15 protein-coding genes, 1 other RNA gene and 1 pseudogene are annotated in these 18188 nt (G+C 39.3%); 14 read left to right on the forward strand and 3 right to left on the reverse strand.

Features of this window, described 5'->3' with window-relative positions:
- Positions 1 to 78: 78 nt before the first annotated feature.
- The 13 genes from rpoN (at position 79) to ssrA (ending at position 14089) form a co-directional block, all read left to right on the forward strand.
- Complete coding sequence (gene rpoN / locus BFL01S_RS13095; RefSeq protein WP_025907453.1) at positions 79 to 1386, forward strand: RNA polymerase factor sigma-54; 1308 nt, start codon at positions 79 to 81, stop codon at positions 1384 to 1386.
- A gap of 25 nt (positions 1387 to 1411) precedes the next feature.
- Complete coding sequence (locus BFL01S_RS13100) at positions 1412 to 1660, forward strand: glutaredoxin family protein (RefSeq protein ID WP_025907455.1); 249 nt, start codon at positions 1412 to 1414, stop codon at positions 1658 to 1660.
- A gap of 132 nt (positions 1661 to 1792) precedes the next feature.
- A complete protein-coding gene (locus BFL01S_RS13105) occupies positions 1793 to 2821 on the forward strand; it encodes a sugar-binding transcriptional regulator (protein ID WP_025907456.1) in 1029 nt (342 codons plus the stop codon).
- A 46-nt stretch (positions 2822 to 2867) separates the two neighbouring features.
- Entirely contained in the window at positions 2868 to 3875 is a 1008-nt protein-coding gene (gene gap / locus BFL01S_RS13110) for a type I glyceraldehyde-3-phosphate dehydrogenase (RefSeq protein WP_025907458.1), read from the forward strand.
- A gap of 305 nt (positions 3876 to 4180) precedes the next feature.
- Positions 4181 to 5365, forward strand: a complete 1185-nt coding sequence (locus BFL01S_RS13115; RefSeq protein ID WP_025907460.1) for a phosphoglycerate kinase — start codon at positions 4181 to 4183, stop codon at positions 5363 to 5365.
- Positions 5366 to 5552: 187 nt separating this feature from the next.
- The gene (gene tpiA, locus BFL01S_RS13120) at positions 5553 to 6308 is read left to right on the forward strand and encodes a triose-phosphate isomerase (RefSeq protein WP_025907462.1); all 756 of its coding nucleotides are present in this window, start codon (positions 5553 to 5555) and stop codon (positions 6306 to 6308) included.
- Complete coding sequence (gene gpmI / locus BFL01S_RS13125) at positions 6308 to 7840, forward strand: 2,3-bisphosphoglycerate-independent phosphoglycerate mutase (protein WP_025907463.1); 1533 nt, start codon at positions 6308 to 6310, stop codon at positions 7838 to 7840. Before tpiA ends, gpmI begins: the two co-directional genes overlap by 1 nt.
- Positions 7841 to 7865: 25 nt before the next feature.
- The gene (gene eno / locus BFL01S_RS13130) at positions 7866 to 9161 is read left to right on the forward strand and encodes a phosphopyruvate hydratase (protein WP_025907465.1); all 1296 of its coding nucleotides are present in this window, start codon (positions 7866 to 7868) and stop codon (positions 9159 to 9161) included.
- Positions 9162 to 9340: 179 nt separating this feature from the next.
- A complete protein-coding gene (gene secG, locus BFL01S_RS13135) occupies positions 9341 to 9574 on the forward strand; it encodes a preprotein translocase subunit SecG (RefSeq protein WP_025907467.1) in 234 nt (77 codons plus the stop codon).
- A 273-nt stretch (positions 9575 to 9847) separates the two neighbouring features.
- Entirely contained in the window at positions 9848 to 10588 is a 741-nt protein-coding gene (locus tag BFL01S_RS13140) for an alpha/beta hydrolase (RefSeq protein ID WP_061785935.1), read from the forward strand.
- A gap of 160 nt (positions 10589 to 10748) precedes the next feature.
- Positions 10749 to 13058, forward strand: a complete 2310-nt coding sequence (gene rnr, locus BFL01S_RS13145; RefSeq protein ID WP_412762057.1) for a ribonuclease R — start codon at positions 10749 to 10751, stop codon at positions 13056 to 13058.
- 64 nt (positions 13059 to 13122) lie between these two features.
- The gene (gene smpB / locus BFL01S_RS13150) at positions 13123 to 13590 is read left to right on the forward strand and encodes an SsrA-binding protein SmpB (RefSeq protein WP_061785937.1); all 468 of its coding nucleotides are present in this window, start codon (positions 13123 to 13125) and stop codon (positions 13588 to 13590) included.
- A 137-nt stretch (positions 13591 to 13727) separates the two neighbouring features.
- Positions 13728 to 14089, forward strand: a transfer-messenger RNA (tmRNA) gene (ssrA, locus tag BFL01S_RS13155).
- A gap of 137 nt (positions 14090 to 14226) precedes the next feature.
- On the opposite strand, the pseudogene BFL01S_RS13160 reads toward ssrA, so the two are convergent.
- Positions 14227 to 15500, reverse strand: a pseudogene (locus BFL01S_RS13160) (cytochrome P450); the annotation flags it as partial.
- 322 nt (positions 15501 to 15822) lie between these two features.
- Between BFL01S_RS13160 and BFL01S_RS13165 the strand changes: the two are divergent.
- Positions 15823 to 16542, forward strand: a complete 720-nt coding sequence (locus BFL01S_RS13165) for a YebC/PmpR family DNA-binding transcriptional regulator (RefSeq protein ID WP_035319819.1) — start codon at positions 15823 to 15825, stop codon at positions 16540 to 16542.
- A 37-nt stretch (positions 16543 to 16579) separates the two neighbouring features.
- On the opposite strand, the gene BFL01S_RS13170 is transcribed toward BFL01S_RS13165, so the two are convergent.
- Both BFL01S_RS13170 and BFL01S_RS13175 read right to left on the reverse strand, forming a co-directional pair.
- Positions 16580 to 17782 (reverse strand): MFS transporter, encoded by a 1203-nt coding sequence (locus tag BFL01S_RS13170; protein WP_061785938.1) that lies wholly within the window; start codon positions 17780 to 17782, stop codon positions 16580 to 16582.
- Positions 17783 to 17925: 143 nt separating this feature from the next.
- Entirely contained in the window at positions 17926 to 18105 is a 180-nt protein-coding gene (locus BFL01S_RS13175; protein ID WP_025907485.1) for a YozQ family protein, read from the reverse strand.
- Between the last annotated feature and the right edge of the window lie 83 nt (positions 18106 to 18188).

Genomic DNA, 18188 nt, shown 5'->3' on the forward strand with positions numbered 1-18188 from the left:
ATTTCAATATATTTCTCCTTCTAGTTCGTTGCTAAGTAATAAGGTTCAAAGTAGAATAAACAGTGGGAGGGAGAAACAATGGAGGTAGGTTTATTTCAACAGCAGTCTTTAAAGCTTTCCATGTCGAAAGAGTTATCGCAGGCAATTTCTCTTTTACAATATTCATCGTTGGATATTGCATCATTTATACAAGAGCAAGCGATGCAAAATCCGCTTATCGATTTTGGTGATGCCCCGTTAGTTACAAGTAGGCCTTCAGTTTATAAGCAGAACGCTAATGATGATAAAGACTTACTAAACTCAATTGCTTCTAAGCAAGAAACATTGACAGAGCACTTGCTAGGTCAAATTGTGTTTTTGGAATTAACCACTAAGGAACACGACATCATTTGCTATATGATTGAGAACTTGGATGAGCATGGATATCTGAAGGAGGACTTAATGCTTGTAGCACAAGCATGCAGTTGTAATTTAGAAGAAGTGGAAATGGTGTTAAATTCTCTTCAACAGTTAGATCCTATAGGGGTAGGGGCAAGAAATCTTCAGGAATGTTTACTGATCCAGCTAGAGCAAAGCGGGCAGCTTTCTGATGAGTTAGAAATAATTTTGACAGAATATTTTCAAGAGTTTGCGTATAAAAAGTGGAGTAAAATTTCAAAAGAGTGCAGTATATCACTGGAGCAAGTTCAAAAATACCATGATCAAATTAAGCGTTTGAACCCTCGGCCAGGATTACTATATGCCACTCAAGCAGAGCGCTTTATTATTCCGGACTATATTATAAAGAAAGAGGGCTATGAGCTAGTAGCTTACGCCAATGAAGAGTTAGATTTTCGGTTATCAGTTAACGATGCATATAGACAAAGCTTAATGCTCCAAGATAACCACGCGGTTAAGCCGTATTTGCAGGAAAAGTACCGAGAGTTTCAATGGATTTTAAAAGGGCTCCAGACTCGAAAGCAGACGCTAAACGCAATTGTTCATGGACTACTAGAAAAACAGCAAAGATTCTTTCAACATGGGCCATCTTTTTTACAGCCGTTAACGATGAAAGAACTAGCAGACTATATTAACGTCCACGAGTCAACAGTGAGCCGAGCGACAACTCATAAGTATATTCAAACACCTTTTGGAACATTTTCTATGAAGTCGTTTTTTACAGCAAGTTTAAAGCTGGGTACCACTGAAGAAACGTCCGTTATGACGGTAAAAGAGCTTATTAAACAGTTAGTGGAAAAAGAAGATAAAAAGAAGCCGCTATCTGATCAGCAGCTCACCAACCAGTTATTAACAGAGCATGATGTGAAAATATCAAGAAGAACGGTAGCTAAATACCGGGAACAGCTAAACATTGCTTCATCTAACCAAAGAAAAGTTTACGTATAACTCTATTAAAAAGAAGGTGATGTCGATGCAGGTTGTTTTGTATACAAGAAAAACATGCCCTTTATGTGAAGAGGTTAAAGATATGTTAACTGCCTTACAGCATGACCTTAACTTTAGTGTGATTGAAAAGGATATTTACTCAGATGAACGTTTATTAGAACAATTTCATCTTATGATTCCGGTTATAGAAATCGATGGTGAGGTTGTTATGTATGGGAAAATTCAAAGAGAAAATATAAGAAAGCGTTTACTTTATAAAAACGCCATCAGATGAGTTGAATAAAGGATTCACTCCTGTTAGAATGAAACATGTAACAGGGTGAATTTTTTTTGCGTGGGTGGGACAAAATATGTCTATATGGGACTTATGTTGTCCAACGAGCTTGCACCTTAAGGAGATTTAAACATGCGTTCATTAATAGAAGTACAACGAAAATTATTGCCTGAACTTCTATCTGTTATGCAAAAGCGATATCAAATCTTGCAGTACATACGCTTAATGCAACCGATCGGTAGACGCAACTTAGCTGTTAGCTTAGGGTTAACAGAGCGTGTGTTACGCAGTGAGGTTACATTTCTGAAAGAGCAAGATTTAATTGATGTGCAGACAACTGGAATGACACTTACGACAGAAGGTGAGCTACTGCTACACGATTTAGAAGTCGTAATGAAAGAAGTTTCCGGACTTCGATTATTGGAAACAACATTAAAAGAAGCCTTTTCTTTAGCAGAAGTCGTTGTTGTTTCTGGAGATAGCGATTCTTCACTTTTTGTTAAAAACGAAATGGGTAGAGCTGCTGTGTCGTGCATCAAAGAGCGCCTTGTTGATTCCAAAAAGATTGTTGCTGTTACAGGTGGTACAACGCTTGCCGCTGTTGCCAATATGATGACACCCGAAATTAAGCACCCTGATGTTCTATTTGTGCCAGCTCGTGGTGGACTTGGTGAAAATGTTCAAAACCAAGCGAACACTATTTGCGCAAAAATGGCTGAAAAATCGATGGGTCAGTATCGTCTTCTTCATGTCCCAGACCAGCTAAGTGACGAAGCCTATAAGTCAATTGTAGGGGAACCTTCCATTCGGGAGATGATTCAATTAATTAAGTCAGCAAGTATGGTTGTTCATGGAATAGGAGACGCTATGACAATGGCGGAGCGTCGAAGGACATCTTCTGAAGACTTAGAAAAAGTCAAAAAAGGACATGCTGTTGGTGAAGCTTTTGGATATTACTTCAATCAAAAGGGAGAAGTTGTTCATAAAGTGAAAACAGTTGGCATACAACTCGATGATTTAAAGAACAATAAATGTGTCATCGCGGTAGCAGGTGGTTCTTCGAAGGCAAAGGCAATTCGAGCATTTATGCAACAAGCACATCATTCGATTCTGATTACAGATGAAGGTGCTGCAAAAGAGTTAGTAAGGGATTTTAATTAATCCCTGATTATAAAAAATACTTTTTACATTCAAGGAGGAAATACCCATGGTAGTAAAAATTGGTATTAACGGATTTGGTCGTATCGGCCGTAACGTATTCCGCGCAGCTTTAAAAAACGATAACGTTGAGGTAGTAGCAATTAACGACTTAACTGACGCTAACATGCTTGCTCATCTTTTAAAATATGATTCTGTACACGGTAAATTAGATGCAGAAGTAGTAGTAGATGGCAACAACTTAGTAGTAAACGGTAAAACAATCGAAATCTCTGCTGAGCGTGACCCAGCTCAATTATCTTGGGGCAAACAAGGCGTAGATATCGTTGTTGAATCTACTGGATTCTTCACAAAACGCGCTGACGCTGCAAAACACTTAGAAGCAGGAGCTAAAAAAGTAATCATCTCTGCTCCAGCAAGCGATGAAGACATCACAATCGTAATGGGTGTTAACGAAGACAAATACGATGCAGCTAACCACAACGTAATTTCAAATGCTTCTTGTACAACTAACTGCTTAGCGCCATTCGCTAAAGTGTTAAACGACAAGTTCGGCCTTAAACGTGGAATGATGACAACGGTTCACTCTTACACAAATGACCAACAAATCTTAGACTTACCACATAAAGATTACCGTCGTGCTCGTGCAGCTGCTGAGAACATCATCCCAACTTCAACTGGTGCTGCTAAAGCTGTATCTCTAGTATTACCTGAATTAAAAGGTAAATTAAACGGTGGAGCTATGCGTGTTCCAACTCCAAACGTTTCTCTAGTAGACTTAGTTGCTGAGCTTGATAAAGAAGTAACTGTTGAAGATGTAAACAACGCTCTTAAAGAAGCTGCTGAAGGCGATCTTAAAGGGATCCTTGGCTATAGCGAAGAGCCATTAGTATCTGGTGACTACAACGGTAACATCAACTCTTCTACAATCGACGCATTATCTACAATGGTAATGGAAGGTAACATGGTAAAAGTTATCTCTTGGTACGATAACGAGAGCGGATACTCTAACCGTGTAGTAGACTTAGCTCAATACATCGCTGCTAAAGGACTATAAGAACAGCAAAATCGACTCTTTAGTCATAGCTAGATAGATATCCCATAGGATACTGCTTTGTTTTTATTGGATATCTCAAATGAGAAATACTATAATAAGACTTGCTAAGGAAGAGAGGGGCCCCCCCCTCTTCCTTGATTTATGTATCGGCTTCTACAGCATAAACGTCATCTTGTTGCTAGTCGTGGCATTTTTCATATTGTAAGGCGCCAATATATGAAAGGTTACTACAGCTAGCTATATTGTGATTTACATAGAAGCCTAATCGCTTAGTACCCCATAATACTTAAGGAGGCCTTTTGACGATGAATAAAAAAACGTTGAGAGACATCGATGTAAAAGGAAAGCGAGTATTTTGTCGCGTAGACTTTAACGTACCAATGAAAGACGGAAAAGTAACAGATGAAACTCGTATTCGTGCAGCTCTTCCTACTATTCAACATCTAGTAGAACAAGGTGCAAAAGTAATTTTAGCTAGCCATCTTGGACGTCCAAAAGGCGAAGTAGTTGAAGAATTACGTTTAACTGCTGTTGCAGAGCGTTTACAAGCTCTTTTAGGTAAAGACGTAGCAAAAGCTGACGAAGCTTTTGGTGAAAACGTACAAAAAACAATCGACAGCATGAACGAAGGCGATGTTTTAGTACTTGAAAACGTACGTTTCTACCCAGGTGAAGAGAAAAATGATGCTGAATTAGCAAAAGCATTTGCTGAGTTAGCAGACGTTTACGTAAATGATGCATTTGGTGCAGCTCACCGTGCACATGCTTCAACTGAAGGAATTGCTCACCATATTCCAGCAGTAGCAGGTTTCTTAATGGAAAAAGAACTTGATGTGCTTTCTAAAGCATTATCAAACCCAGACCGTCCATTCACTGCAATTGTTGGTGGAGCAAAAGTTAAAGACAAAATCGATGTAATTGATAATCTGCTTGATAAAGTAGATAACTTAATCATCGGTGGAGGACTTTCTTACACATTTATTAAGGCACTAGGCCATGAAGTAGGTAAATCTCTTCTTGAAGAAGATAAGATTGATCTTGCAAAATCATTCATGGAAAAAGCGAAGAAAAACGGTGTTAACTTCTACATGCCAGTAGACGTGGTAGTAGCAGATGACTTCTCAAATGATGCAAACACTCAGACTGTATCAATTGAGAACATTCCAAGCGATTGGGAAGGCTTAGATGCGGGCCCAAAAACGCGTGAAATCTATGCTGACGTAATTAAAAACTCTAAGCTAGTGATCTGGAATGGACCAATGGGTGTATTTGAATTAGATACATTCGCTAACGGTACAAAAGCAGTAGCGGAAGCTTTAGCTGAAGCAACTGACACATACTCAGTAATCGGTGGAGGAGACTCTGCTGCAGCTGTTGAGAAATTCGGTTTAGCTGATAAAATGAGCCATATTTCTACAGGTGGCGGTGCGTCACTAGAGTTTATGGAAGGTAAAGAACTTCCAGGCGTAGTTGCTCTAAACGATAAGTAAGTTGAACGTAACAGTTAGATGGAGGACCGACCTGAAAACTGATGCTAAGAACGAACATCAAAGAGAGTAACGAGTGGGACATGAAAGAGATAAAAAGAGTGTGGACCGACCTCTTTTGAACAGCACCCTCTTTTTAATCCAACGTGAGTGAAGGGAAACCAACAATAAACAAAGGACGGTGTTACACATGCGTAAACCAATCATTGCAGGAAACTGGAAAATGAACAAAGTACTTTCAGAAGCAACAAGCTTTGTTGAAGAAGTAAAGGGAGCAGTACCATCTCCTGAGAACGTAGAATCAGTAGTATGTGCTCCAGCATTATTCTTAGACCGCTTAGTACAAGCAACTAAAGGTACAGACTTAAAAGTTGGTGCACAAAACATGCACTTTGAAGAAAGCGGAGCATTCACTGGAGAAGTAAGCCCAGTTGCACTAGCTGATTTAGGCGTGAACTATGTAATCTTAGGTCACTCTGAGCGTCGCGAAATGTTCGCTGAAACTGACGAAACAGTAAATCAAAAAACAATCGCTTCATTCAAACATGGTTTAACACCCATCGTTTGTTGCGGTGAAACAAATGAAGAGTATGAGCAAGATCAAACAAAAACAGTTGTAGCTAACCAAGTACAAAAAGCGTTAGCAGGTTTAACTGACGAGCAAGCAAAACAAGTTGTTATTGCTTATGAGCCAATCTGGGCAATCGGTACAGGCAAATCTTCAACTGCAGAAGGTGCAAACGAAGTTTGTGCTTATATCCGTAGCGTAGTAGCAGAGCAATTCTCTCAAGACGTAGCAGATGCAGTTCGTATTCAATACGGCGGAAGCGTAAAGCCTGCTAACATCAAAGAATACATGTCTCAATCAGACATCGACGGTGCTTTAGTAGGTGGAGCAAGCTTAGAAGCTTCTTCATTCTTACAGCTTTTGGAGGCTGGTAAGTAATGAGTAAGAAACCAACAGCATTAATCATCTTAGATGGTTTTGCATTACGTGATGAAGAAAAAGGTAATGCAGTTAAACATGCAAAAAAACCAAACTTCGATCGTTACTGGAACGAGTTTCCACATGCGACACTTCAAGCATCAGGTGAAGCTGTAGGTCTACCAGAAGGCCAAATGGGTAACTCTGAAGTAGGACACTTAAATATCGGTGCAGGTCGTATTGTTTATCAAAGCTTAACACGCGTGAATGTAGCAATTCGCGAAGGTGAGTTTGAGAAAAACGAAACGCTTGTAGCTGCGGTGAAGCACGCAAAAGAAAAAGGTACAAGCCTTCATCTTTTCGGACTTTTATCGGACGGTGGTGTTCACAGTCACATCGAGCATTTATATGCTCTTCTTCGCTTAGCGAAAAAAGAAGGTCTAGAGAAAGTGTATATCCACGGTTTCTTAGATGGTCGTGACGTAGCACCTCAATCTGCCGAGCAGTATTTAAAAGAATTAAATGAAAAAATTGAAGAGTACGGCGTTGGGGAAATTGCAACACTTTCAGGACGTTACTACTCAATGGACCGTGACAAACGCTGGGAGCGCGTTGAAAAAGCTTATCGCGCAATGGTTTACGGTGAAGGTCCATCTTATACAAGCCCAGAAGAGTGCGTAAAAGACTCTTACGAAAACGGCGTATACGACGAATTCGTCTTACCTTCTGTTATTACAAAAGAAGACGGTTCACCTGTTGCGACAATCAAAGACGAAGATGCAGTTATTTTCTATAACTTCCGTCCTGATCGTGCGATTCAAATTTCAAATACGTTTGCAAACGAAGACTTCCGCTCGTTTGATCGCGGTGAAAAACATCCGAAAAACTTACATTTCGTATGCTTAACTCACTTTAGTGAAACAGTTAACGGATATGTAGCTTTCAAGCCTGTTAACTTGGATAATACGCTTGGTGAAGTATTATCTCAAAACAACTTGAAGCAGCTTCGTATTGCAGAAACAGAAAAATACCCACACGTAACGTTCTTTATGAGCGGTGGACGTGAAGCAGAGTTTCCTGGTGAAAAGCGAATCTTAATCGATTCACCAAAAGTAGCAACATACGATTTAAAACCTGAGATGAGTGCTTATGAGGTGACGGACGCGTTGCTTGCAGAAATCGAAGGAGACAAGCAAGATGCTATTATTTTAAACTTTGCAAACCCAGATATGGTTGGACACTCTGGTATGTTAGAGCCAACAGTTAAAGCAATTGAGACAGTCGATGAATGCCTAGGTAAAATTGTGGATGCGATTTTAGCTAAAGGTGGTACAGCAATCATCACAGCAGACCATGGTAACTCTGATGAAGTTGTAACGCTTGAAGGTAACCCAATGACGGCTCATACAACAAATCCAGTTCCAGTTATCGTAACAAAGCAAGGCGTAGAGCTTCGTGAAGATGGTATTCTAGGTGACTTAGCTCCTACAATGCTTAACCTTTTAGATGTAGCTCAGCCAAAAGAAATGACAGGTAAAACATTAATTAAATAATTGATTTTTAAAGGAGAGTTTTAAAATGCCAACAATTCTTGACATTTATGCACGCGAAGTATTAGATTCTCGCGGTAACCCAACAGTTGAAGTTGAAGTATACACTGAGTCAGGCGCTTTCGGACGCGCAATCGTACCAAGTGGTGCTTCTACTGGTGAACACGAAGCAGTAGAACTACGTGATGGTGACAAATCTCGTTACCTAGGTAAAGGTGTATTAAAAGCAGTTGAAAACGTAAACGAAATCATCGCTCCTGAATTAGTAGGTATGGACGCAACTGACCAAATCGGTATCGACCGCCTTATGATCGAGCTAGATGGTACTGAAAATAAAGGTAAACTAGGTGCTAACGCTATCCTTGGTGTATCTATGGCAGTAGCTCATGCAGCAGCTGACTTCGTAGGTCTTCCATTATACCGTTACCTTGGTGGATTCAACGCTAAGCAATTACCAACTCCAATGATGAACATCATCAACGGCGGTTCTCATGCTGATAACAACGTTGACTTCCAAGAATTCATGATCTTACCTGTAGGAGCTCCTACATTTAAAGAAGCAATCCGTATGGGTGCTGAAGTATTCCACGCGTTAAAAGCTGTATTATCTGCAAAAGGCTTAAACACAGCTGTAGGTGACGAAGGTGGATTCGCTCCAAACCTTGGTTCTAACCGTGAAGCATTAGAAGTAATCGTTGAAGCAATCGAAAAAGCTGGCTACAAAGCTGGTCAAGACATCCAATTAGGTATGGACGTTGCTTCTTCTGAATTCTTCAACAAAGAAACTGGTAAATACGATTTAGCTGGAGAAGGCCGTAACGGTTTAACTTCTGCTGAAATGGTAGACTTCTACGAAGAACTAGTTAACGAATTCCCAATCGTTTCAATCGAAGACGGTTTAGACGAAAATGACTGGGATGGTCACAAACTTTTAACTGATCGTATCGGTGGTAAAGTACAACTTGTTGGTGATGATTTATTCGTAACAAACACGAAAAAACTTGCTCAAGGTATCGAACAAGGCGTAGGTAACTCTATCCTTATCAAAGTTAACCAAATCGGTACATTAACTGAAACATTTGAAGCAATTGAAATGGCTAAACGTGCTGGTTACACAGCTGTAGTTTCTCACCGTTCTGGTGAAACTGAAGATGCAACAATCGCTGATATCGCTGTTGCAACAAACGCTGGTCAAATCAAAACTGGTTCTATGTCTCGTACAGACCGTATTGCAAAATACAATCAATTACTACGCATCGAAGACGAGCTAGGTGTTCTAGCTGTATACGATGGCGCTAAATCTTTCTATAACTTAAAGAAATAAGTTATATGAGTGATAAAAAAGATGGATGAAAGCTTTTCATCCATCTTTTTTTATTGTCTTGACTTGTACCAATAGCCATTTTATGATAAATTTACTTTAAAGTAGTCTGATTTTTAGCATATAAAAATAGTTTGTATAGATAGCAACAGTTTATTTTCCTTATCTACAGGAGGTAGCATATGCACACATTTCTAATCACGCTGCTAGTTATTGTTTCGATTGCGCTAATCGTGGTTGTTGTTCTTCAAACAAGCAAATCCACTGGCTTATCTGGAGCAATTTCAGGTGGTGCTGAAACATTATTCGGTAAGCAAAAAGCGCGTGGACTTGATTTAGTACTGCACCGTTTAACGGTTGTATTATCCGTGCTGTTTTTCTTATTAACGATTGCGGTATCATATTTTCAACTGTAAGTTCGTTTGTAAATACCACCTGATGTATACGAATTTGGTATGTGCCAAGTTGTATACATCAGGTGGTATTTTTCATAAGTGTTCAATTCTTTAACTTTAAATTCATGTAATGATATAATGAATGTTTAATGAAAAAGATTCCATTTTGCTTGGGCAAATGGAATTACATAAACAAACACAATGATTAGGTCATGCTGTGTGAGACATATCACATAAAAAAATGACTGATTTCTTCATAGTTGTAGACATTATAGAAAAAAGGAGTTAATTGAAATGAAAATTGCACAACCAAAACCGTTCACTTTTGAAGGTGGAGATAAAGCCGTATTGTTATTACACGGATTCACAGGTAATTCAGCAGATGTTCGTATGCTCGGACGCTTCTTAGAAAAGAAAGGGTACACGTGTCATGCACCTCATTATAAAGGACATGGCGTAGCACCTGAAGAATTAGTACATACAGGGCCTGAAGATTGGTGGAAAGACGTAATGGATGGCTATCAGCTTTTAAAAGATCGTGGTCATGAAAGCATTGCAGCAGTTGGGCTATCACTTGGTGGCGTATTTTCGCTTAAATTAGGTTACACTGTACCTATAAAGGGTATTGTCCCAATGTGCGCACCTATGTATATCAAAAGTGAAGAAGTGATGTATGAAGGTGTTTTAGAGTACGCTCGCGAATATAAAAAGCGTGAAGGAAAATCTGAAGATCAAATCCAGCAAGAGATGGAAGAATTTAAGAAGACACCGATGAATACGTTGAACGCATTACAAGGACTAATTTCAGAAGTTAGAGACTCTGTTGATATGATTTATGCACCAACATTTGTTGTACAAGCACGTAACGATCATATGATTAATACAGATAGTGCAAATATTATCTACAATAATGTTGAGTCATCTGTAAAAGATATTAAATGGTATGAAGAATCGGGTCATGCTATTACGTTAGATAAGGAAAGAGACCAGCTGCATGAAGATGTTTATCAATTCTTAGAATCATTAGATTGGTAAAAGGCTAATCAAAAAATGAGAGCCTAAAGTTGGCCAAAAAAGTAAATGAGGACGGATGAATGCTATTTTTGATAAATAGTGTTATTGATAAGCACAACGAAAAGGAGGGAAAGACTTGGAACAAGAAATTCAACAGTATATTGACCGTTTGTTAACGTTTATGAAAGAAGAAACGTATAAACCTTTAACGGTCCAAGAATTAGAGAAAGAGTTTGGGATTGAAGATTCAGCTGAGTTTAAAGATTTTGTAAAAGCTCTTGTAATCATGGAAGAACAAGGTCTTATAATTCGAGCAAGAAACAATCGATATGGTGTACCTGAACGAATGAATTTCGTTAAAGGAAAAGTAACAGGTCATGCCAAGGGATTTGCATTTGTTGTCCCAGAAGAGCAAGGAGCGGATGATATTTTCATTCCACCCACGGAGACAAACAATGCAATGCATGGAGACATTGTATTAACTCGCGTACTGTCAGAGTCTTCAGGTAACCGCCGTGAAGGAACCATTGTTAAAATCATTGAGCGTGGTACACAACAAATTGTTGGAACGTACACGGAAAGTAAAAACTTTGGGTTTGTTATTGCGGATGATAAAAAGATCGCAGGAGATATCTTTATTCCTAAAGGTGCACGTAATGGGGCGGCAGAAGGACATAAGGTTGTTGTAGAGTTAACAAGCTATCCAGAAGGGCGCATGAATGCAGAAGGGAAAATTGTACAGATTTTAGGTCATAAAAATGATCCAGGAGTCGACATTATCTCAGTTATTCATAAATATGGACTTCCACAGGAGTTTCCAGGCGATGTTTTAGAGCAAGCGATTAATACACCTGAAACGATCTCAGAAGACGAAATAAAAGGTCGTCGAGATCTACGAGACCAAGTGATTGTTACTATTGATGGGGCAGATGCTAAAGATTTAGATGATGCGGTAACGGTAACAGAGCTTGAAAACGGTAACTATAAGTTAGGTGTTCACATTGCAGATGTTAGTCACTATGTAACGGAAGGTTCACCAATTGATGTAGAAGCGGCAGAACGCGGAACAAGTATCTACTTAGTAGATCGCGTAATTCCTATGATTCCGCATCGACTTTCAAACGGGATTTGTTCCTTAAATCCAAAAGTAAATCGATTAACGCTTTCCTGTGAAATGGAAATTAATTCAGCTGGAGAAGTGGTTAATCATGATATCTTCGAAAGTGTAATCAAAACAACTGAGCGAATGACGTATTCCGATGTTAATAAAATTCTAACAGACAAAGATGAAGCCGTTCGCGCTCGTTATGAAGAGCTGATTCCAATGTTTGAGCGTATGGAAAAACTGGCGGAAATTCTTCGTAAAAAGCGTATGGACCGAGGAGCAATCGACTTTGATTTTAAAGAAGCAAAAGTATTAGTTGATGACGACGGTCATCCAACCGATGTGATACTGCGTGAGCGCTCTGTATCCGAAAGGCTAATTGAAGAATTCATGCTAGCAGCAAATGAAACTGTGGCTGAGCATTTTCACTGGATGAATGTTCCGTTTATGTACCGTATTCATGAAGATCCAAAAGAAGAAAAGCTTAATCGCTTTTTAGAATTTGTGACGAATTTCGGATACGCTGTAAAGGGAACAGGAAATGACATTCATCCTCGTGCGCTACAGGACATTTTAGAAGCAGTAGCGGGAACACCAGAAGAGATGGTGGTTTCTAAAGTAATGCTACGCTCGATGCAGCAAGCCAAATATCAAGCAGATAACCTTGGCCACTTTGGACTATCAGCGGAGTTCTACACACATTTCACGTCTCCAATTCGCCGTTATCCTGATTTAATCGTTCATCGCTTAATTCGTACGTATTTAGTTAACAATCAGGTGGATGAAGCAACGCAAGAAAAATGGGGCGAAAAGCTTCCTGAAATTGCTGATCACTCTTCAAGCATGGAAAGAAGATCGGTTGACGCAGAGCGTGAAACGGACGATATGAAAAAAGCGGAGTTTATGGCAGATAAAATTGGTGAAACGTTTGACGGAATTATTAGCTCAGTAACAAACTTTGGAATGTTCGTTGAACTATCAAATACAATTGAAGGTCTTGTACATGTTAGTGATTTAACGGATGATTATTATCGCTATGATGAACGCCATTATGCAATGATTGGTGAGAGAACAGGAAAAGTGTTCCGTATTGGCGATGAAATTGAAATTAAAGTTGCTGATGTGAATAAAGACGAGCGTGCCATTGACTTTGTTATTGTCGGCATGAAGACAAGTCAAAAGCGTTTGTCAAAAGACCGTCCAAAAGTGATTAACATGAAACAAAAGTCACGCAAGGACGATAAAGAAAACCGCAGAGGTCGTCGCAAAGATAAAGCAGGCGATTCAAAAGGTGAATGGACAACACAAAAGCCGAAAAAGAAGAAAAAGAAAAAATTCTTTGAAGGCGCACCAAATCTTAAAAAGAAAAAGAAGAAGCGTAAATAAGTGAATAGAAGCAGCCTTAACGGCTGCTTCTAAAGACGAGCGAATGAAAGGGGAATAAGCAAGTATGCCAAAAGGTGAAGGGAAAGTAGTTGCTCAAAATAAAAAAGCAAGACACGACTATTTTATTGAAGAAACGTACGAAACAGGAATTGTCCTACAAGGAACGGAAATAAAGTCGATTCGTAACGGGCGCGTAAACTTAAAAGACTCATTCGCACGCGTTCAAAACGGTGAGGTATTCTTACATAATATGCACGTTAGTCCATATGAACAAGGAAACCGCTACAACCATGAACCGCTGCGTACCCGCAAGCTTTTACTTCACAAGCGTGAAATCAATAAATTGATCGGCTATACCAAGGAAACAGGGTATTCACTTGTACCGTTGAAAATCTATTTAAAAAACGGCTTTGCTAAGGTTTTATTAGGTCTTGGTAAGGGTAAAAAGAAATATGACAAGCGCGAAGACTTAAAACATAAAGAAGCGAAACGCGATATAGAGCGAGCTTTCCGCGATCGTCAAAAAGAATAGTTACATTATTTTACAATTGCAAAATGCTTGTTTTGTGCTATAATAAAAATAGTTATTCGTTAGATGACTTTTGCAAACACAAGTCGCTATCTGCTGTAAGTGAAAAATCTTACGCATTCCGACTCCCTTTTCATAATGGGGACGTTACGGATTCGACAGGGATAGTTCGAGCTTAGGTTGCGAGTCGAGGAGATGGCCTCGTTAAAACATCAACGCCAATAATAACTGGCAAATCTAACAATAACTTCGCTTTAGCTGCCTAATAACAGCTTAGCGGTTCCTCCCTCCATCGCCCATGTGGTAGGGTAAGGGACTCACTTTAAGTGGGCTACGCCGGAGTTCGCCGTCTGAGGACGAAGGAAGAGATTAATCAGACTAGCTCTTTGGGCGCCTGTCAGCAGGCAGATAAATGAGCGAAATGCGAATATGCTGACTACACTCGTAGACGCTTAAGTGGCGATATTTCTGGACGTGGGTTCGACTCCCACCGTCTCCACCAAATACATAATTTTGGTGGCTAACCTTACTTATAATAAGAACCATGAAGCTGCACTAGCTGCGGCTTCATGGTTCTTTTTTATTTGAAGTTTATTTATGTTGTTTCAGGTTAGAAGCTGAAACTGTTAAGGATTATGCTATGGCTATGTATTTCATCGCCATTTGAAAGAACGAAATAGTTGCATGAAGCGCAAACTGCATACCAATACATGCTCGCTGCCCATTTCCAAAGGGTTTAAAAGCATGATGTGGCACTTTTTTAGGATCTTCAAACCGTTCTGGAATAAACTCTTCTACATTATCTCCCCAAGCACTTTTATCACGATGCAAAGAAGGAAGTAAAACCATAATGCGCTCACCTTCTTTTTGCACAGGGTATTTGCCTCCAATAAGGGCGTCTTCTTTAGCAAAAAGGTTGAAAGCAGGTGCGGTTGGCCATAATCGGAGAGATTCGTTTAACACCATTTTGATATATTTGAGTTTTACTACTTGGTCATATGAAGGTATATCATCCGTCAAAATAGTATCGACTTCTGTATAAGCTTTTTCCAACTTATCAGGATTATTCATTAAGTAGTAAATGGCAAATGACAGTAATTCACTCGTTGTTTCATGACCTGCAATTAAAAAAGTAATAATTTGATAACGAATGTTTTCATCATCTAGCAGGTCATCTGTCTCAGGATCTTTAACGTTTAGCATGCGCGCCAATAAATCTTTGTCGTTCTGACCATTTTGGTTTTTACGTTCCGAAATGATACTATCAACCAATGAAAACATCGCTTGGATATCACGTTGAAAGTGTTTTTTGTTCGAACCATTAATTTATCTTGAATATCTAGTCGCTGCATTTGATGCATGGCTTCTTCTAAAGCACGTACCATACTTGTTACAAAAGGGTGATAGTTTTCGCGATAAAAGCTATTGAAGCGATAGTTGAACCCACATAAGCCAATTGTATCTAATGTGAGTCTGGTCATATCCTCTGGAACATCAACTTCTTCATTTGGGTTTAAACGCTCCCACTTTTGAACGAGCTGAACCGCAATATCAGTCATCATAGAATGGTAATCTTTCATTGCTCGTTGACTAAATGTTGGAGCCAAAATATTGTGTGCCTTTTGCCAGTTTGGTTCGTGTGTCCAACTTGTAAAGAGACCATCGCCACCAAAAGCGCGAACTTTAGCTAAAGCACCTTCAGCATTTTTATCAAAACGTCACTGGTCACACACTTCTTTTACAAGCTCATGTCCTGAAAGAACAAGAGAGGAGCCGGTCGGACCTTGTAATCGGAAAATCGGGCCATATTCTTCAGCTAATTTCATTAACGATAGGACGGGTTTATTTTTGTCAAGCAAAGGTACGTTGCCAAGAGGTCCATATGTTTTAGGTTGAGGTATTTCGGTTTTCATAAAAAAATCATCCTTCCTACATGTAATGAGTAAGTGCTATTCAGTTGTCGAAAAAAATTCTTTTCTCGAAAAATATGATAGGTAAATAATTTTATCATTTAATTATTTTCGATCCCGATGATATCCTTTTTGAAGGTAGGGTATCAGACGATTTCTAGCTTAGTATATGAGCTTATTCTTTGTAGTAGCTTTTATTTATCATCATGTAAAGATGAATGATGATGGTGCTGAAAGAATTGCCGAATAAATTAATTGCGGTATAATAGAAGGTGGCAGAGTGATGTTTTAACATTAGATATACATTCGAAAGAGAGTGAAAAATATGGGTCGTAAGTGGAATAATATCAAAGAAAAGAAAGCGTCAAAAGATGCTCAAACAAGTCGAATTTATGCTAAATTTGGCCGTGAAATTTATGTAGTAGCAAAACAAGGTGAGCCGGATCCAGAAGCAAACCAAGCGCTAAAAGTTGTTTTAGAGCGAGCGAAAACGTATAACGTACCAAAAGCTATCATTGACCGTGCAATTGAAAAAGCAAAAGGTGGCGGAGAAGAAAGTTATGACGAGCTTCGTTATGAAGGCTTTGGTCCAAACGGTTCAATGGTTATTGTTGATGCGTTAACAAACAATGTAAACCGCACAGCTTCAGACGTTCGCGCTGCTTTTGGTAAAAACGGCGGTAATATGGGCGTTAGTGGATCTGTTTCTTATATGTTTGATGCAACTGCTGTTATTGGACTGGAAGGCAAATCATCAGACGAAGTTCTTGAAATTTTAATGGAAGCAGACGTTGACGCTCGCGATATTTTAGAAGAAGAAGATGCAGTGATTGTTTACGCTGAGCCAGATCAGTTCCACGCTGTACAAGCTGCTTTTAAAGAAGCTGGTATTACGGAATTTACGGTGGCAGAAATTGTGATGCTAGCTCAGAGCGATGTGACGTTACCTGAGGATGCAAAAGCTCAGTTTGAAAAAATGATTGATGCACTTGAAGACTTAGACGATGTTCAACAGGTCTACCATAACGTTGATCTAAGTGAATAATTTAAAAAAGACGTTCCCATGTGGAACGCCTTTTTTATTAAGCTAATTCTTTTTGTTTTGTTTCAGATCCTAAGAAAATAACCGATGCCACACCAATTAAGATAGCTCCTGCGAAAATAGTAAATATAACGGTCAGAGAAGCGCCTTTAGTTGTTAAATAACCAATAAGCAGTGGGCCTAAAATTCCTCCAATTCTGCCAAAGGAAGCAGCCATTCCTGCACCAGTACCGCGAATAACTGTCGGATATTGCTCCGGTGTATACGCATATAAAGCTCCCCAAGCACCTAAGTTAAAGAACGACAAAAGCATTCCTGATGCTAGCAGTAAGCCGAGAGACTCTGCAGTTCCGAAGAAATATGCGCTTGCAGCCGTTCCAATGAGATAGGTGATTAGTACAAATTTTCGTCCCATTCGTTCAATGAACCAAGCGGCCGTATAATAGCCCGGCAGTTGTGCAAGAGTCATAATGAGTACGTATTCAAAGCTTTTAATTAAGCTGAATCCTTTTATAACCATCACGCTTGGTAACCATAAGAACATACCGTAGTAGGAGAATACAACGCAAAACCAAAGAATCCATAACATGATTGTTGGTTTACGATAGTCTTTGCTCCATACATGCTTAATATTATCTAAAACGGATGGTTTATGTTCTGCAATTGACTGTGTAAACTTCGGTGAATCTGGAAGTTTGATACGCAAATAAAGTGCGTAAAAAGCAGGTAAAGCGGTAATTAATAATGCGATTTGCCAGCCGAAGTTTGGGATAACAAAGTATGAAATAAGTGCGGCAGCTAACCAGCCATATGCCCAAAAGCTTTCCAGCAATACAATGATTTTCCCTCGTCTTTCGGGAGCTACGGTCTCTGATACAAGTGTTGAAGCAACAGGAAGCTCTCCGCCTAGTCCCATTCCGATAATAAATCGTAAAATTAAAAACATCCATAAAGTTGTCGATAAAGCAGACAATCCGCTCGCAATTGAAAAGAGTAATAGCGTAATAATGAACACCCATTTTCGACCGATTCGATCCGCAAGCAATCCAAAAACAAGAGCTCCAACAGCCATGCCGATGGAGTTCACACTACCAATCCAGCTCATTTCATTAGGTGTAAGGTTCCATTCTGTATGTAGAGCTGCAATAATAAACGAAAGAATGCCTACGTCCATTGCATCGAATAACCAACCGAGTCCGGCGATGTTTAATAGCTGACGTTCAGACAAATTGTTCTTACTCATAGGGTCCTCCTCTAACAGATGTCTTTACAGTAGTCTTAAACAGTTTACAACTGTCTTTACATTTTGTCACTAGTAATTTTGAGTTTGGCAAAAGTGAGAGGGTAGAGAATGGAAAAAAGACGCTAGTAAGCGTCTTTGTAGCATTAGCGATTTGTGTCTTCAATCGTACCTTCTTGGTAAGTGTCGCTCATTTGTTCATGCGTTTCAGAAAGGCCTTGTGATACTTCATCTGAATTTTTGTAGTCTGCAGCTTTAAATTGACGTCCTGCTAAATCATTTGTATTGACGGGTTTAATTTGTTTTTGGTTTTCATTTTTATTCATATTGTATCTTCCTTTCCTTAGTGAAATAAACTTCTTCCTCAGTTTGTGTGAGTAGGGAAAGATATATACAAAAAAAAGAGTTT

The organism is Priestia flexa NBRC 15715, assembly GCF_001591565.1.
Lineage (GTDB): Bacteria > Bacillota > Bacilli > Bacillales > Bacillaceae_H > Priestia > Priestia flexa.

What these genes read in the sequence shown, in the direction of transcription:
- smpB (WP_061785937.1), top strand. Translation starts at nt 13,123, where the DNA reads ATGCCAAAAGGTGAAGGGAAAGTAGTTGCTCAAAATAAAAAAGCAAGA.
- secG (WP_025907467.1), top strand. Translation starts at nt 9,341, where the DNA reads ATGCACACATTTCTAATCACGCTGCTAGTTATTGTTTCGATTGCGCTA.
- BFL01S_RS13165 (WP_035319819.1), top strand. Translation starts at nt 15,823, where the DNA reads ATGGGTCGTAAGTGGAATAATATCAAAGAAAAGAAAGCGTCAAAAGAT.
- BFL01S_RS13115 (WP_025907460.1), top strand. Translation starts at nt 4,181, where the DNA reads ATGAATAAAAAAACGTTGAGAGACATCGATGTAAAAGGAAAGCGAGTA.
- eno (WP_025907465.1), top strand. Translation starts at nt 7,866, where the DNA reads ATGCCAACAATTCTTGACATTTATGCACGCGAAGTATTAGATTCTCGC.
- rnr (WP_412762057.1), top strand. Translation starts at nt 10,749, where the DNA reads ATGAAAGAAGAAACGTATAAACCTTTAACGGTCCAAGAATTAGAGAAA.
- rpoN (WP_025907453.1), top strand. Translation starts at nt 79, where the DNA reads ATGGAGGTAGGTTTATTTCAACAGCAGTCTTTAAAGCTTTCCATGTCG.
- BFL01S_RS13175 (WP_025907485.1), bottom strand. Translation starts at nt 18,105, where the DNA reads ATGAATAAAAATGAAAACCAAAAACAAATTAAACCCGTCAATACAAAT.
- BFL01S_RS13100 (WP_025907455.1), top strand. Translation starts at nt 1,412, where the DNA reads ATGCAGGTTGTTTTGTATACAAGAAAAACATGCCCTTTATGTGAAGAG.
- BFL01S_RS13170 (WP_061785938.1), bottom strand. Translation starts at nt 17,782, where the DNA reads ATGAGTAAGAACAATTTGTCTGAACGTCAGCTATTAAACATCGCCGGA.
- gap (WP_025907458.1), top strand. Translation starts at nt 2,868, where the DNA reads ATGGTAGTAAAAATTGGTATTAACGGATTTGGTCGTATCGGCCGTAAC.
- gpmI (WP_025907463.1), top strand. Translation starts at nt 6,308, where the DNA reads ATGAGTAAGAAACCAACAGCATTAATCATCTTAGATGGTTTTGCATTA.
- BFL01S_RS13140 (WP_061785935.1), top strand. Translation starts at nt 9,848, where the DNA reads ATGAAAATTGCACAACCAAAACCGTTCACTTTTGAAGGTGGAGATAAA.
- BFL01S_RS13105 (WP_025907456.1), top strand. Translation starts at nt 1,793, where the DNA reads ATGCGTTCATTAATAGAAGTACAACGAAAATTATTGCCTGAACTTCTA.
- tpiA (WP_025907462.1), top strand. Translation starts at nt 5,553, where the DNA reads ATGCGTAAACCAATCATTGCAGGAAACTGGAAAATGAACAAAGTACTT.